13 protein-coding genes are annotated in these 14,703 nt (G+C 43.8%); 7 read left to right on the top strand and 6 right to left on the bottom strand.

Annotated elements, in window-relative coordinates:
- Nucleotide 1 precedes the first annotated feature (1 nt).
- Together Q4519_RS06500 and Q4519_RS06495 are read right to left on the bottom strand one after the other, a co-directional pair.
- On the bottom strand, nt 2-2,416 hold the full coding sequence (locus tag Q4519_RS06500) for a YbcC family protein (protein WP_303510916.1): 2,415 nt from the start codon (nt 2,414-2,416) through the stop codon (nt 2-4).
- Nucleotides 2,413-4,005 carry an NADH-quinone oxidoreductase subunit L gene (locus Q4519_RS06495; protein WP_303510914.1) on the bottom strand — a complete coding sequence of 531 codons (1,593 nt, stop codon included), beginning with the start codon at nt 4,003-4,005 and terminating at the stop codon, nt 2,413-2,415. The genes Q4519_RS06500 and Q4519_RS06495 overlap by 4 nt, the downstream gene beginning before the upstream one ends.
- Nucleotides 4,006-4,103: 98 nt before the next feature.
- On the opposite strand from Q4519_RS06495, the gene Q4519_RS06490 reads away from it, so the two are divergent.
- Together Q4519_RS06490 and Q4519_RS06485 are read left to right on the top strand one after the other, a co-directional pair.
- Nucleotides 4,104-4,991 (top strand): LysR family transcriptional regulator, encoded by an 888-nt coding sequence (locus Q4519_RS06490; protein ID WP_303510912.1) that lies wholly within the window; start codon nt 4,104-4,106, stop codon nt 4,989-4,991.
- Between the two features lie 182 nt (nt 4,992-5,173).
- A complete protein-coding gene (locus Q4519_RS06485) occupies nt 5,174-5,299 on the top strand; it encodes a hypothetical protein (protein ID WP_303510910.1) in 126 nt (41 codons plus the stop codon).
- A 263-nt stretch (nt 5,300-5,562) separates the two neighbouring features.
- Here the strand turns inward: Q4519_RS06485 and Q4519_RS06480 are convergent, their stop codons facing one another.
- The gene (locus Q4519_RS06480) at nt 5,563-6,228 is read right to left on the bottom strand and encodes a hypothetical protein (protein WP_303510908.1); all 666 of its coding nucleotides are present in this window, start codon (nt 6,226-6,228) and stop codon (nt 5,563-5,565) included.
- Between the two features lie 366 nt (nt 6,229-6,594).
- On the opposite strand from Q4519_RS06480, the gene Q4519_RS06475 reads away from it, so the two are divergent.
- From Q4519_RS06475 to Q4519_RS06465, 3 genes are read left to right on the top strand one after another with little or no spacing between them, the layout of a single operon-like run.
- Complete coding sequence (locus tag Q4519_RS06475) at nt 6,595-7,269, top strand: response regulator (RefSeq protein ID WP_232802860.1); 675 nt, start codon at nt 6,595-6,597, stop codon at nt 7,267-7,269.
- Nucleotides 7,260-8,663 carry an ATP-binding protein gene (locus tag Q4519_RS06470; protein ID WP_303510906.1) on the top strand — a complete coding sequence of 468 codons (1,404 nt, stop codon included), beginning with the start codon at nt 7,260-7,262 and terminating at the stop codon, nt 8,661-8,663. The genes Q4519_RS06475 and Q4519_RS06470 overlap by 10 nt, the downstream gene beginning before the upstream one ends.
- 18 nt (nt 8,664-8,681) lie before the next feature.
- Complete coding sequence (locus tag Q4519_RS06465) at nt 8,682-9,248, top strand: hypothetical protein (RefSeq protein WP_303510904.1); 567 nt, start codon at nt 8,682-8,684, stop codon at nt 9,246-9,248.
- A gap of 178 nt (nt 9,249-9,426) precedes the next feature.
- Here the strand turns inward: Q4519_RS06465 and Q4519_RS06460 are convergent, their stop codons facing one another.
- From Q4519_RS06460 to Q4519_RS06450, 3 genes are all read right to left on the bottom strand, one after another.
- Entirely contained in the window at nt 9,427-9,609 is a 183-nt protein-coding gene (locus Q4519_RS06460; RefSeq protein ID WP_303510902.1) for a hypothetical protein, read from the bottom strand.
- A 73-nt stretch (nt 9,610-9,682) separates the two neighbouring features.
- Entirely contained in the window at nt 9,683-10,495 is an 813-nt protein-coding gene (locus tag Q4519_RS06455; RefSeq protein ID WP_303510900.1) for a zinc-dependent peptidase, read from the bottom strand.
- A 36-nt stretch (nt 10,496-10,531) separates the two neighbouring features.
- Nucleotides 10,532-11,767 (bottom strand): cystathionine gamma-synthase family protein, encoded by a 1,236-nt coding sequence (locus Q4519_RS06450; protein ID WP_303510899.1) that lies wholly within the window; start codon nt 11,765-11,767, stop codon nt 10,532-10,534.
- A gap of 178 nt (nt 11,768-11,945) precedes the next feature.
- On the opposite strand from Q4519_RS06450, the gene Q4519_RS06445 reads away from it, so the two are divergent.
- Together Q4519_RS06445 and Q4519_RS06440 are read left to right on the top strand one after the other, a co-directional pair.
- Nucleotides 11,946-13,529 carry an ATP-binding protein gene (locus tag Q4519_RS06445; RefSeq protein ID WP_303510898.1) on the top strand — a complete coding sequence of 528 codons (1,584 nt, stop codon included), beginning with the start codon at nt 11,946-11,948 and terminating at the stop codon, nt 13,527-13,529.
- Nucleotides 13,530-13,557: 28 nt separating this feature from the next.
- Nucleotides 13,558-14,628: a lactonase family protein gene (locus Q4519_RS06440; protein ID WP_303510897.1), complete on the top strand. Its 1,071-nt coding sequence runs from the start codon at nt 13,558-13,560 to the stop codon at nt 14,626-14,628.
- Nucleotides 14,629-14,703: the final 75 nt, after the last annotated feature.

The raw sequence follows: 14,703 nt of genomic DNA, 5'->3' as shown, positions 1-14,703 counted from the left end.
CTTATTGTGGCAACCATTGGCCCTGATAAAACCGCTCGATCACGCCGCTTTCATCCCAGCGCAACAGATATAGCCATTCGTTATCAATAAGGTGGCGTACGTTGTCGTGTTTAGCACTGATTTGCTCAATCGGCTCACGGGACGCAGCGACATACACGGCTAGGCGTTGTGGCTGATGCATCCATGTTTCTCCGTTGTGTAATGATTGCATGGACAGACCAATGCGTAAGTCGCCACCATTACCTTCAAATACACCGATGTGCCCGCCTACCGCGTTATGTAACACTTTGTTGCCACTGCCGTATTTACTATTGTCGGTAACAGAGGCATTGTATTGGCTATTGATCCAGTTAGTGACCACCATCGGCGCCGTTAAGATCAGTTCAAGCACAGCAAAGTCGGGGTCTTGCTGGTGTTGGTAATCATGTAAAAATGCCCGGCCATGTAAGTTTACTTGGCGAGTCCAACTACGTGGCGCGACAATAAAAGCAGCATTGTTTGCTAGCCCCCACTCAGGGCGCACTTGCGACCAGTCTCGACTGCGCTTAATAAAGGCTTTATCAAGTTGCTCATCGGTTGCATTTACCAAGCTGGTATCTAATAACGCCACGCGCTCTCTTTGCGCAGCCGTTGTCGCCCGTTTTAACCAGTTGCTGACCGACTCACCTAACTCTGACGTAAAGCAGTCAATATGATCTGTGGTGGTGTTATGTAGCGCCGCGACAAAGCGTGTGCCCTCTGGGATCACCACCCCTTGACTAACAAGGCTTTGGCGCACTTCTTGATCATTTAATAACTGCGCCAATACGCGCACGTTCACTTCACCGGTTTGGCCACCGCAAGCGCCGCAATCAAGGCCCGCGGCATGTAGGTTGTTCGCCGTATGACTACCGTGACCCACTAACAGCACCGTTGGCGCAAAACTTATCAGCCCGATGCCATGTAGTACACCTTTTGCTAGGCGCGCTTTATCGGCAATGGACAAGGCCTCACCCTGCGCGCTCATCTCCCAGCTCGCTTGGTGTGAAAGTCGATTGACGGGGTTATCTTCGCCTTTGGCAAAAAATGATTGTTTAAGCATCTTTAAGCTATAGAGCCAGCCGGTAGATTCCACCATGGAAAAAGCAGAAGGCGCCGCTTTTGACCAGCTTTGCCAACGCGCCCGTAAATTTAACTTTGCTTTCTCGCCTTTGTTGTCGCTAATCTCCGTGACACGTATAACTGGCTTTAATAAGCCGGGCAATTGCGGTCGCGTCAGCTCACTTTGGCTAGGTTGATACTCCAGCGGCAAGCCAAAAAAACCGGCAAAGCCAAAGGTTTGAATATTTTGATGTTGTGACTCTAATGCTCTGCGCATCACTTCTGAGCGTACATCAATACAAAACACCGCTTGCAATTCAGGGGCTACAACTGGCTGAGGGATGACATTTTTCAGCTGTTGGTTAAGCTGATGTTGATAGCTCAATTCAGCAGCTTTAACCCATACCCAAATGGGCTGTTGCATTTGCTGATACTCTTTTACCATTGCCGATAGCTGCGCCTTTTCTCGCTGCCACAGTTCATCTAGTTGCGCAAAATGGAGTGGTAACTGTGCTTTCAGATAACGCCAGATCACTAGATCCCACGCCATGCGAATAGCTAACAACTGCAGCATTTCGTCATTAGGCAGTTGGTTAAGGTCGCCTTGCCAACGTAAATAAGCCACCCAAGATGCCCAACCGTTTACATCTAACAATAATGCGTGGCTATAAGCAGCCAAGGTATCATCATCAAGCTCAAATGTAACAATAGCTTCTGCTAACAAGGCCTCGTGTGTATCAGGCAATTGCGCAAAAAATTGATGAAAACCCGGCTCATCCATGACAATGCTAAGCCCTTTATTACAACGCGTTACATCTAACCAATGACCATATAAATCGATCTGCTTACTGGTATCACCGCGGCGTAATAACGGCTCTAACTCCTGGTAATGCGCGGCGCAAAATTGGCTGATTTGATGAATAATCTCGTCGCGCCACGCCATTTTATGCGGATCGCGCTGACTGTCTAACAAATCGGCAATATTATGCCAATGCACACTTTCATCTTGCTGTTTTAAAAACGCGGCTAACTGTTGCGCGGATAAATCACTCGCTAACTCAGTAGCGGCTTGCTGCAATGCTACTTGGCTTATTGCGCCTGATTGATATAAGTTAAGGTAATATTCCTTAGGCATTTGTAAGTGCACGCTGCCTAATACCCCTAAATTCGCGGCTACTTGTTCGATGCGTTGCTCACGCATTTGCCAATAAGGGTTAACCGCGATCATTTGATCTAAAGGCCAACTTGGCGCAATTTTTTGCGTTGCGGCAAGTAATATCGCTTCGTGCTGCTCAGACAATGACTTATTGGTAACTGATGCGCTTGCATTACTCATTGATACAACTCCTTTAGATTATTCTCTTGATCTGCTTCTAGTACTTTAATGTTTGCTCTATGTGGTAAACGTACTGGCCAAAGCTTAAGGGTAAGGCGAGTCAGCCATTCATCAAGATACAACCCCGCATACAAGGCGATGGAAATGCGTTGCATGACGGCTTTATGCCCCTGGTAGCGCAGCAAACTGCTCATCACAAACAAGCTAATAAACAAGGCTGCCACCCAAATATCCGCCGCACTAAGCGCTGCAACACTCAGCCCAGATGAAAGTGGGATAAGTTGTGCTATCAGCGTTTTCATTAAGCTGTAGCTGATAACAACCAGTGCAGCTAAGCCTAAAATGGTTAATAAATTGGTTTTATTGTTGATGCCGCTGCGCTGAGCAATGAGTAAGGTTAATGCTGCTATCAAGAGTACCCAGATACTCCATACACCTTGATAACCCAGAGCGGTGATAGCGATGAATACGAAAGCCATGGCAAATATGCCAGCTAATAACCAATCCAGACGCGATGGATTTTTTGAAGGCGCTAGGCGACGCTGCATATCTTCATTCACCGCATTGCCCGAATTTAAAAAGGCATAAGCTTTATAGGCTGAATGGGCAATTAAGTGCAGTAATGCCAACTCGAACAAGCCAAGGGCACATTGCAGTAACATGAGTCCCATTTGTGCACTCGTCGACCACGCCAACCGCACTTTAACACTGATCCGCGTTGCCATAATGAGTGCGCATATCACGGTAGTTAAACCCGCGACCACCAGCACTAACCATTGCGCCAGCGGTACTTGCGCAAACAGAGGGGCAAATAAGATAAGTAACACGCCACCGAGGTTTATCACGCCGGCATGTAACAAGGCGCTGATTGGCGTAGGCGCTTCGACCACCTGCATTAACCAACCATGTACCGGCAGCTGTGCACATTTGATCAGCGCAGCCAGGGCAATCAGCACGCCAGCCATGTGATCGAGAGCGGTGAGCGCAATAGCACTGTCTGATTTCACTTGATAAAAGTGCGCTAACAACGCATCAATAAACAGAGTGCCATGTTGCTGGTAAAGTAAAACAAACGCACCGAGGAGAAATAATTCCGCCAAACGCGCCAGTAGAAATTTCTTATGCGCGGCTAACGCAGCCCGCGGTCTATCGGGATAAAAAGTTAGCAACTTATGTAATGACAAACTTATAGCGACCCAACCCAACCAAAACAACACCAGATGATTACTAATCAGCACTAAGGTGACTGCCGCCAGCGTATTGAGGAGCCAGCGCCAATAAAAACCAACGCGCGCCTCTCCCGCCATATAATTGTGGGAAAACTTGATGAGAATAAGTGCCATAAATAACACTAGCCCTAACATGATAACGCTAAGATTAGAAAAGCTAATGTAGTGCTCAAATGGCATGTTGATTGAGACAGTCGGTCGCAGAGCAACGGCGGCAAGATATACGGCGCTCAGAGCAAGGCTCAATCGGAATAATCGTGTTCCGACCTTTTCCTTTGATGCTTGCTGAGACCACCATCCTGCTACGGCAAGGCTCAGTGGAATGCTGATAAATAAGAGTGACGATGCCAACATAATCATTTTTTGCTCCCTGTTTTAGACGGGGCAAGTATGTCAGAGCTGAAAACATTAAAAAAATAGATATAATGCTATAAATCGTTCTATATAAGTTAACTAAAATGAGCCGTCTAAACTATCATCATTTGTTTTATTTTTGGCGTGTGGCTGTCGTTGGCAACTTAACTCAAGTGGCTCGCGAGCTACATATTTCACAATCAGCCCTCTCAGTGCAGATTAAACAGCTTGAGCATAATATGGATGTCGCCTTATTTGAGCGCAGTGGCCGTAGCCTGAAGTTGACCGACATCGGCACGCGAGTTTTAGCCTACGCCAATGATATATTCAGCAAAGGGGAAGAATTAGAGTCGTTTCTGATTAAGGGTGTTGAAGCCGAGGTACAGCATATCTCAATTGGTGTGCTGACGACGCTATCCAGAAACTTTGTCGAGCATTTTATTAATCCGCTACTCGCTAATCCGAAAGTGAGCTTCTCACTAACCGCTAGACGAATGAATAATTTATTAAGCGGGCTGGCTAATCACGAGTTAGATCTGGTGTTAACCAACCGCCCTGTTGCATTAGATAATCATGATGCCTTGTGGCAAACCCAGTTGGTGTCGAGGCAACCGCTGTCAATTGTCGGCCCTAAAGCGAGTAAGATTCACACCCCATTTCCTCAAGGTTATGATGATGCGCGCTGGATTTTACCCGGTAAAACCACAGAAATCCGCAGCGCATTCAACTCCCTTTGTGCCAATTCACAATACCAACCAGACGTAAAAGCAGAAGCCGATGATATGGCGATGTTGCGCCTACTTGCTCGTGATAGCGGAGCCCTAGCCGTATTACCGACAGTGGTGGTAAAAGATGAAATAGAACAAGGCATACTAGAAGAATACCAACCCTTGCCTAACGCCTTCGAGCATTTTTACGCCATTACAGCACAGCGAAAATTTGTGCCCGAGGTGCTACTGGCACTACTACAGCTACACCAGAAGCAGAAATAATTAGCGCAATTTTAATCTATAATTGATTTCACTCCGTATTGATAAAATTAATCGGACTAAACCGTATCGCTAATGCTCATACTTGGGGTTGTTGATCTTTTTGATTAAGCTTTTAGCCGACCCCTTCGAGCAGCGGTTGATTTTTGTTCGAGATAAAAGATCAACAGACCCTAGGGATAAAAATGAAAATATCATTGTTAATGTGCTGCTTGTTGATTTCAGGCGCATTCCTTACTGGCTGCGCTAGCACAGGGGAACAGCCGACTAAAGAAGAAAAAATGATGGGGGGGAGGTTATTAAGAGCATGAATACCCACTTACCTTAAGATGCTTGTTCCGCAAGAATTGGTAGGCTGTTAGGCGCGGCGCTGATTTGAGACATAGTTATTCTACTTTAAAACCAGCTACAAAGTATCAAGCCTACAAAACTCGCCCCGTGCTAGCGGCTCTGAATCCTGCATATTGAGGTGCCTTGAGTATATAACAGAGCTCTAAACCTAAACTCAGGGCTACTCGCTAGGTGCAGCCCCTCAACATCAGCCTTAAAGGCTAGCAGCTAAAGTTAACTTAGCTTATTCCACTAAGTAGTCTTCAATATCAAAGGCATGAGTTAACAGCACATTTAGTTCTTTTCTGTCTGCGTCAAATCGATCGTGGCGCATAATTGTCATGTAATTTGGTAACGAATCTGGCGCAGGAACTGTATCGTCCTCGTCATCATAAAAAATATCTGCTTTTAACGTATCAATACGATCGGGAACCCAGTAATAAGCCGTTTCCACTGTTTCATTAAAGCCATCAGCTAACGTGCGCAGCCCTTCTGAAAGGTCGCTTACCAACTCCCCTTCAACGTCTTTATTTTCGGCATAGTCATCAAGAAAGTCAGCGGCTAAACAGGTCATTTTAGTCGCGCCAAACTCCAGCATTTTGATAAACTCCGTCGCTGCAATAACTAATAAATTATATTCTCGCTTGGCCGCTAAGCTATCAGGCATGCCAATGTTGCGTGTCACATCATTTAACACCCGCGTGCGAATTTGCAATAACAGTGTATTTAAAGGCGATACTTGAGCATTGTTGCCTCGCAAACTGGCTAAATGCTGCGATAAGGTAAGCGTTCGCTCATCTATGCGCTTATTCAAATTTGCCACTTTCGCTTCTAAAATTTTGATTTGCTCGTCTTTAGCCTGTAATTGCGCTAGCAAACCTTGTTTTTCCGGCAAAGATGCATGTTCCATGTTTATCACTACCTTTATCGCAACCTAGAGTTAATGTTCATCATACTGTTAATCATACCAACGCTTCATTCTAAAAGTTCACCGCGCTAGCTACCAGAAAATTAAGCGTCTCGAACGATTTAAGATTGCATATACGCTACGCAGGCCCCTTTTTATTATATGAAAACGTAAAGCAGGATAAGTATGAACTTTGGCAAAGATTCTGCCTTTTGGGTAGACTTAACTTTATGTTTTTATGACCTCGTCATAACAAATAACGCTAAACTAGGGGACAATCCTTGCCCAAACCATGTTGACCGCGCTTCATTAAGCTTAGGTTTAGCCTTTAGGCGGTATAGTGCCTACAAAAATAAAGATGAGGTTTTAATGAAAATTCTGTTAGTTGAAGATGCGCCAATTTTACGCCACCACTTAAAAACCCAATTAGAAGCGATTGGCAATCATGTTTACGACGCAGAAAATGCAGAAATGGGCGACTACTATGCCAACCAATATCCGATTGATGTAGCGATTGTTGATTTAGGTTTACCTGACATGGATGGCCTTGATCTAGTAAAAAAGTTTCGCGAGCAAGGGTTAAGCTTTCCTATTTTAATTTTAACCGCGCGCGGCAATTGGCAAGAGAAAGTCATCGGACTGGAATCTGGCGCTGATGATTATGTGGTAAAGCCTTTTCAGCAAGACGAACTATGGGCTCGTTTAAATGCCTTAGTTCGCCGCAGTGCAGGCTTTATCAAACCACAAATTGAAGCCGGCCCTTATCGATTAGATCTGGCAAAAAAAAGTTTAACTGTCGCCGAGCAAGAGGTAGAGCTCACCGCATTTGAATACCAAATTTTGGAGTATTTGATGCGTAACCATGGTCAAGTGGTGTCAAAACAGCAACTTTTAGATCAACTTTACAGTGACAGCGAAGGCGACCCAAATGTGGTTGAAGTGATGGTAAGCCGCTTGCGTAAAAAAATGGATAAAGATAACACCATCAAACCCATTAACACTATTCGCGGTCAAGGATACCTATTTTCAATCTCATGCAAATAATTCGTTCACTTAAGTTTAAGCTACTGTCCACCAGCCTATGTGTTTTAATACTGGGGCTTTATACCTTCAGTCATTACCAGATCAGTAACCATCGAGAACAATTGCTGCAGCAACAGCAAAATTTGCTGCAAAACATTGTAACGGGGTTATTTTCTGAAAGCAGAATGCGCAAAGATAGCATCACCATGCCAGAAGAGGTGTCCTATGGCGAACTCAATAAACCCGGTGCAAGCTTGGTGGCAATAGTCTGTAATCAGGACTCTAAAAAAATGCTTTGGCGTTCACGTTCAGCTGCGCACATTGACACCAATGGCACTGCCTGTACTCGCTTGGTTAATGTGATGGGCGAAGAAGTTTCACAGCTGGTGCCGCTTAATATTGACGGTATTGAAAGCCGCTATGGCGAGTTAGAAATTAACGAAGAGCCAGTGATTATTCAGTTAGTTCAATTACAACATAGCAGCAATGAGTACACCACCCGCTATGTCATCGCCGTAGCTAAGGACGCCCAAGATTTAGAACAAGCCATGACGCTGTTCAAGCAAAAAGTACTACGTCGTAACTTAGTACTGTTTTTCTTTTTTACTACCCTATTCTATCTCACCATTCATTGGAGTTTATTAAGTTTAACGCGCTTAACGCGCGAACTTAAAAGTATTAAAGAAGGAAAAAGAGAGGCTTTATCAAAACAATATGAGCCGGAACTGCAAGGATTAACATCCGCACTAAATCAACTATTACATAGTGAAAGAGAACAAAAAACACGCTATCAGCATTCGATGAACGATTTGGCACACAGCTTGAAAACGCGTTTAGCATTACTAAAAGCCGTGAATGAAGAGCCAAGCTCAACAAATAAAGGGGTTAACTTTGCCCTCAATGAGCAAATCAGCCAAATGGATCAAATTGTGCATTATCAACTTCGCCGCGCAGTCTCAGGTAGACAGAATATTACGGGAAAACCCATTGCCATTGCTCCGGAGATTACTAAACTGATTAATACCTTAGATAAGGTTTATCGACACAAAAAAATTCACTTTTCGTTTCAAGATCCTAATAATGCCATCTTCTTTGGCCAACAAGATGATTTAATGGAGCTGATGGGTAACTTGCTCGATAATGCTTGTAAGTTTACGTTAAGTTTAATATCAATCACCGCTCAATTTAGCAAAACGGAAGGTTTAACTATTATTGTTGAAGATGATGGTTTAGGTGTTGATAAAGCCATTCGCGATAAAATTTTGCAGCGAGGGGTAAGAGCAGATAGCTCAGGAGGCCAAGGAATTGGATTGGCTGTAAGTAATGAAATTATCCACTCATATGCCGGAAAGATTGAAATATTTGACAGCGAGTTGGGTGGAGCGGGATTTTTACTTCATTTTCCGATCGACTAAATAATACAAAAGGGCGTTATGAACAAAACCTTACTTATTAGACTTGCAGTTGTGGTCGCATTTAGTTTAGCTGCTCTGGCTTATTTGCTTTTTTTCCATGTTAAGCAGCAACATCATGTGTCGGCAAAAGACGGTTGGCTATTTGGGATTGAGCAATTACCTCATGCGAAAAAACTCGCCACGCAACAACAGCGCCCTTTATTGATTTATTTAAAACGCTCACCTTGTAAATATTGTGATGATTTTGAAGAAAACTATCTCACCTTGCCAAGTATCAGTGAGCAAATCCAACCTATGGTTAAAATTAGTATTACGGTCAAATCTGATGATACTCAAGCCCAAAGCTTGCTTAAGCGCTATCAAGTCCTGCGTTTTCCGGCCGTGGTGATTAAACACAATCCGCACAGTGAAGCAATACGCTTACATGTGCTAATGGACTTACAACAAGTTTGGTTACCTATCCCAGATTATAAGCGCGGTAACTACACGCCACTATCGGAAACCACTCTTAATTTAGCTCTAAGTGAGACCCTAAAAGTGGCACAAGATTTAGCTGAGCAACAAACAACGCCACCAAAGCGGTAAGTTCAGCAAATAGAAGATGATCAGAAAAGAGTAAATAAAGGTGGCTGTAGCTAAGAGTGATAACAATTAACTTGGCATTAATTTACCAACACAGTGCTTCGGCAGTTTTTGCCAGAATAAATTAAAGTGGCTAACCCTACACATTAAATCAACTAAAGGTGAGTTTGGATAGCTTTTATCACTTTCTAATCGATGACTGAGAGGCTGTGTTTAATGCGACTTCGTTAACCTGCACCACCGCATTATCAACGCCGCTGATATCTGGTGTTGGCTGCGCTTGAGTCATAAAGGTATAGAGTAAAAACAGGCTGACAAAAATTAGTCCACCAACGTTTTTCAGAAAATGCAGTAACGAAACCATATAACCCCCCTTGATGTTTTTGCTATAAATTTAGTGTAAACAAAAAAACATCAAGTGAGGTTTCATTGGTCGCTTAATGCTGCCATTCGTCGGGTTTCACATGATAATATTGCGCAAGCACGTCATATAACTCAGGATGCCGCTGCTTTAGCTGCTTAGGTTTCTCGAAAAATGTTTCCGTCACCACGGCAAAAAATTCAGCAGGATTCGTTGCGCCATAGTCATCCATCACGCTGCGTATGTGATGCTGCTGGTTTTGTTGCAGTACAGCAAATTCCTTACTCATCACTTTTGCCCAGCTTTTGTAAGCATTGGCAGAGCTTAAAACAGGCGCGCCATTCGTTGAGCCATCGGCCGAATCCAGCTGATGAGCAAACTCATGTAATACCACATTGTGGCCATCGCCTATATCCATCGCCCCTTTTTGCACATCGTCCCACGAGAGTACAATTTTCCCCGTCCCCCAAGATTCACCCGCTAAGCCTTTTTGCTCAATGCTGACTAAGCCATTTTCATCAACACTGGTGTGCGCGGCAATAAAAGCAGCTGGATAGACTAACACCGATTTTAACTTGGCGAACTCATCGGTTTTGCGGTTTAGTAGCAAGATACAAGCTTGGCCCGCAATAGTAACTCGAATTTCATCGGTCATGACTAAGTCTTGGCAAGGGTAGAATTTTTTACGATGTAAAAAACTATTGATCAACAAGTGCAGTTGTAACTTTAACGGCTCAGGCAACACGTTATACATAGGGACATTTTTACTTAAAATATCTCGCCATTGCTGCGGAAAGTCAGCAAACCTTGCCTTTTTGTCTTTATATACTGGAAGAAATAAAAACAACCCAGTGATTAATATAGCAAAGACCAAAAACACAATATTCATTATATAAACCTTGTAGTTAAGGGGATTAATCTCATATTAAAACTTGTCCAAAGCGGCAGAAAAGTCATCGAGTAAATCTTGGGTGTCCTCAATGCCAATTGAACAACGGATCATGTTCTCGCTGATCCCCATCGCTTGGCGCGCCGCTAGCCCCATTTCGAAATAAATAGTCGGAGCCACCGGTAGAGCCAAAGTACGATTGTCACCTAAATGAGTAGCATTAATAACCCATTGCAGCTCATTTAGAAATGCACAACAATCAATGTTGTCCACGAGGTCAAAGCTCAGTAGAGCGCCAAAATCACGAAATAGTTCAGCGGCTCTTTGGTGTTGTGGATGAGCAGCTAAGCCAGGGTAATACACTTGGGCAACCTTGGGGTGGGCATCCAATAATTTAGCTAAGCTCATCGCGTTATGACATTGACGCTGCATTCTTAACGCTAGCGTGTCTGAACCAACTGACAGTAAATGTGCTGCTTCCGAGCTTAAACTTCCGCCCATGTCACGTAAGCCTTTTTTCTTTATTTGGCTAATACCCCATAACTTAGGATCACCCTTCTTATAGCCGTCAAAAATATTCTCATATTCAGACCAATCAAATAAACCTGTGTCTGTCACACTACCACCTAGAGCATTACCGTGGCCGCCAAAATATTTAGATAAAGAGCTAATAATTAAGCTTGCTTGTACTGTGCTAGGTTGAAATAAATAAGCCGAGGTCATGGTGTTATCTACCGCGTACAGCAGTTTTTCTTGGCGGCAAAATTCACCTATTTCGGCCAATGCTGAAATTTGAGTGACAGGGTTAGCGATGGTTTCAACAAATACCATTTTAGTATTCGTTTGCTTAGCGCTTTTCACTTGCTCAATAGAGGTGGCATCTACCAGAGTGACCTCAATACCGTAACCCCGCAATGTTCCCATAACACTTGAGGTGTTTCCAAAAACAAAGCGACTACAAATAAGGTGGTCGCCCTGCTTTAACAAAGTTAGAAAAGTCGCACAAATGGCCGCCATACCCGTACCAAAGACCAAAGTGGCTACACCTTTCTCGAGCTGACAAATTTTATGACCTAATGCATCCATGGTTGGCGTTGACTGCCTCGCATAGGCGTGCCCCGCTTTTTTACCTTGAAACACGTCCACTAAATCATTTACGTCTTGATAACCATAGGGCACAGAAGGATGAACCGGGGCATGGATTGCACCATGCTCTAAGCCTAAAAGGCGATCACTATGAATTAATTGTGTAGTAAATCCTCTACTTGACATATTTTTTATCCTTGGCCGTGAGTTCATGTGGAGAGAATGATAAACTGGCGCCCAGCCTAAACATTATTCTTGAGCAACAATTTACAGTAATCACAGAGCGTTATGAAAAAAAATCAGCAAATAACCGATAAATTCTCATGATTATGTCCAGGCTCACTCCCAAGCCAAGGAGATCACTTTGAAGTACCAGATCATTGCTTGTTTAATTTTGTGCCTCGGCGCAACCCTTTCTATTGGCTCATGGCATCATTTAAAACAACATGAAACGAGAGTTATTCAAAACGAAGTCGCCAACCAAAGTGCCAATATCACTAAGGTGATCCGAGTTCAGTTAACTGAGCAAGTACAGTCTCTCAAGCGCATGGCTAAACGCTGGGAATACAGCAACGGAACCCCTTTTGATCAATGGCACTTTGACGCCCTCAACTTTATGACTTATGAGCAGGCTTACCATAGCCTTGCTTGGGTCGACAAATACAATTCTATTCAATGGGTAGCACCGATTAAGCAGAAAAGTGAAAACCAACACTTGCTCAACGAGATCAGCCAATATCATAACAATGCCTTGAAACAAGCCCGCACAACGCGGACGGTGGCTATTTCTCAAAGTGTTAAACTGACTCACGGTGGGAAAGGCTTTTTAGTATTTTTACCGCTGTATCCAAAAGGCGAATTTGATGGCTATATCGTGGGGGTATTTAGTTTTAATAAATTACTAAGTTTAATTCTTGAAAATGGCCACTTTGATACCCCAGTGACCATAATGGAAGCTGGACAAATTGTTTACCAACAAGTGCCTGAAAATACCCGTATCGACCAAAATATGCTGCAAACTAAAATGACGGTTTATGGTCGACATTGGGAAATTTACAACTGGCCATCGCAATCATTACTGAATAAAAGTACCAGTATGTTACCGAGTATGGTACTGACATTTGGCTTATGTATTTCTTTGCTGTTGTCTTTTTCATTTTATTTTGCCCGCCAAGTTGAGCGTAAAAAAGTGGAGTTGGAAGCGAAAAATGATGAGCTAAGGCAGAAGAATAAAGAGATAGCAAACACCCAATCCCAGCTCGTCCATTCCACGAAACTTGCCTCCTTAGGTGAGATGGCCACAGGGATCGCGCATGAACTAAATCAACCATTGCAAGTCATTAGTATGAATACCGAAATGGGGCCTGAATACTTGGCGCAAAGTAAGCACAATCGCGTGGTAAAAGCGTTTACCGATATTATGCAACAAGTCGATCGTGCGCAAAGCATCATTAAACAACTACGTTGTTTTGGTCGAGACTCGGCCCATGATGAACATCAAACCATTAGTTCGAATGAGTTGATAAATAGCAGCTTAATGTTCTTAAAGCGTCAATTTGTGAGTAAAAATATTGAGATGCGCGAAAACATTGCTCCTGCCTTACCGCACATAAAATGCAACAAGATACAAATTGAGCAGGTATTACTGAATTTGTTGGTTAATGCCCGTGATGCAGTAGAAGACTGTGATGAAAAAATCGTCGGCATTAAAGCGTTTCAAAAAGATCGACGCTTGTTTATTGAAGTCTATGACTCTGGCATTGGCATTCCGCTAGAAGCCATGGATAAAATTTTTGATCCCTTTTTTACGACTAAAGAAGTGGGTAAAGGAACGGGCTTAGGCCTGTCCATCAGCCATGCCATTATTGAACAACATGGTGGCGAAATAAAAGTAGAAAGCGAACTGGATAAAGGCACGAAATTTATGTTGCAACTGCCTTTACCCTAAACCATCTTCTGACTGAATCGAGGAAACTATGTTGCTATACGTCGGCGGTTACAATCCATCAGGAACGCCCAGCATCCAAGGGCTGAAATTAATTCAATCGGCTAACCAAACTGAATTCAAACCGATCGCCACTGACAATCAACTCGACAATGCTAGTTATTTACTTTATGTCGCCAGCATAAAACAATTATTTGCTGTCAGTGAGATAAATAATGCTGATGGCGCCAACAGTGGCTGGGTCGCGCAATATGATTTAACACAACCACAACAACCTAAACTAGTAGCACGACAGTTAAGTCAAGGCGGCGATCCTTGTCATCTAGCTTGGCTTAACCAGCACTTAATCTGTTCAAACTACAGTGGCGGAAACTTTGCCGATTTTAATACCAAGCACTCGGTTGAATTACTGCCAGCGCAAACTTGCATTCAACACTCAGGCTCAAGTGTGATCAGTGATCGTCAAAGCCAAGCCCATGTGCACAGTGCAACGGCTTCACCTGATAACGCTTTTTTTGTTGTCGCCGATTTAGGCGCAGACAAGCTCGTGAGCTATCGCTTTAGTCAAACTGGCGCGATCGAGCAAGTATTCAGTCTGACCATGCCTGCAGGCAGCGGCCCTCGTCACTGTGCCTTTCACCCCAATGGTAAAAGCTTATACGTTGCCAATGAGCTAAATAACACCATTAGTCAGGTGCAAGTTAACCCTACAACAGGCGAGCTAGCCTTGTGTGCCACCCTGCCCGCTCTGGCACCTAATAATAGCAATCACAGCTATCCTGCCGAAGTGCTAGTGGACCAACAAGGAAAATTTGTCTACTTAAGTAATCGTGGTGATGACAGTATCAGTTGCTTTACCATTGCGCCTGATAGTCAAGCCTTAAGCTTTCGCTCAAGCTGTTCAACAGGTGGTCAATTCCCGCGTCATTTTGCACTGTCGCCAAACCAAGACCTTATTGTGGTTGCCAATCAGCAAAGTGACAATATTCGCCTGTTAAACCGCGATCGTCACAGCGGCGCGCTCACCTTAACTGAGACGCTGTTTGCCGTTAATGCTCCTTCCTGCGTATGCTTTATCACGAACGAGTCAAGCTTGCCTTAATAAACCACCCGACCAATAACAACAAAAAAAAGCCCAACGCAAGGTTGGGCAAAGGGCATTATTTGAGTATAAGCA

The organism is Motilimonas sp. 1_MG-2023, from assembly GCF_030547455.1.
GTDB lineage: Bacteria > Pseudomonadota > Gammaproteobacteria > Enterobacterales > CBDFNC01 > Motilimonas.
Note: the sequence above shows the minus strand (reverse complement) of the source record. Positions and strands in the feature narration are given on the sequence as shown.

Coding starts and splice junctions, on each gene's coding strand:
- Q4519_RS06465 (WP_303510904.1), top strand. CDS start 8,682: ATGAACAAAACCTTACTTATTAGACTTGCAGTTGTGGTCGCATTTAGT.
- Q4519_RS06480 (WP_303510908.1), bottom strand. CDS start 6,228: ATGGAACATGCATCTTTGCCGGAAAAACAAGGTTTGCTAGCGCAATTA.
- Q4519_RS06450 (WP_303510899.1), bottom strand. CDS start 11,767: ATGTCAAGTAGAGGATTTACTACACAATTAATTCATAGTGATCGCCTT.
- Q4519_RS06475 (WP_232802860.1), top strand. CDS start 6,595: ATGAAAATTCTGTTAGTTGAAGATGCGCCAATTTTACGCCACCACTTA.
- Q4519_RS06485 (WP_303510910.1), top strand. CDS start 5,174: ATGAAAATATCATTGTTAATGTGCTGCTTGTTGATTTCAGGCGCATTC.
- Q4519_RS06460 (WP_303510902.1), bottom strand. CDS start 9,609: ATGGTTTCGTTACTGCATTTTCTGAAAAACGTTGGTGGACTAATTTTT.
- Q4519_RS06500 (WP_303510916.1), bottom strand. CDS start 2,416: ATGAGTAATGCAAGCGCATCAGTTACCAATAAGTCATTGTCTGAGCAG.
- Q4519_RS06495 (WP_303510914.1), bottom strand. CDS start 4,005: ATGATTATGTTGGCATCGTCACTCTTATTTATCAGCATTCCACTGAGC.
- Q4519_RS06470 (WP_303510906.1), top strand. CDS start 7,260: ATGCAAATAATTCGTTCACTTAAGTTTAAGCTACTGTCCACCAGCCTA.
- Q4519_RS06490 (WP_303510912.1), top strand. CDS start 4,104: ATGAGCCGTCTAAACTATCATCATTTGTTTTATTTTTGGCGTGTGGCT.
- Q4519_RS06455 (WP_303510900.1), bottom strand. CDS start 10,495: ATGAATATTGTGTTTTTGGTCTTTGCTATATTAATCACTGGGTTGTTT.
- Q4519_RS06440 (WP_303510897.1), top strand. CDS start 13,558: ATGTTGCTATACGTCGGCGGTTACAATCCATCAGGAACGCCCAGCATC.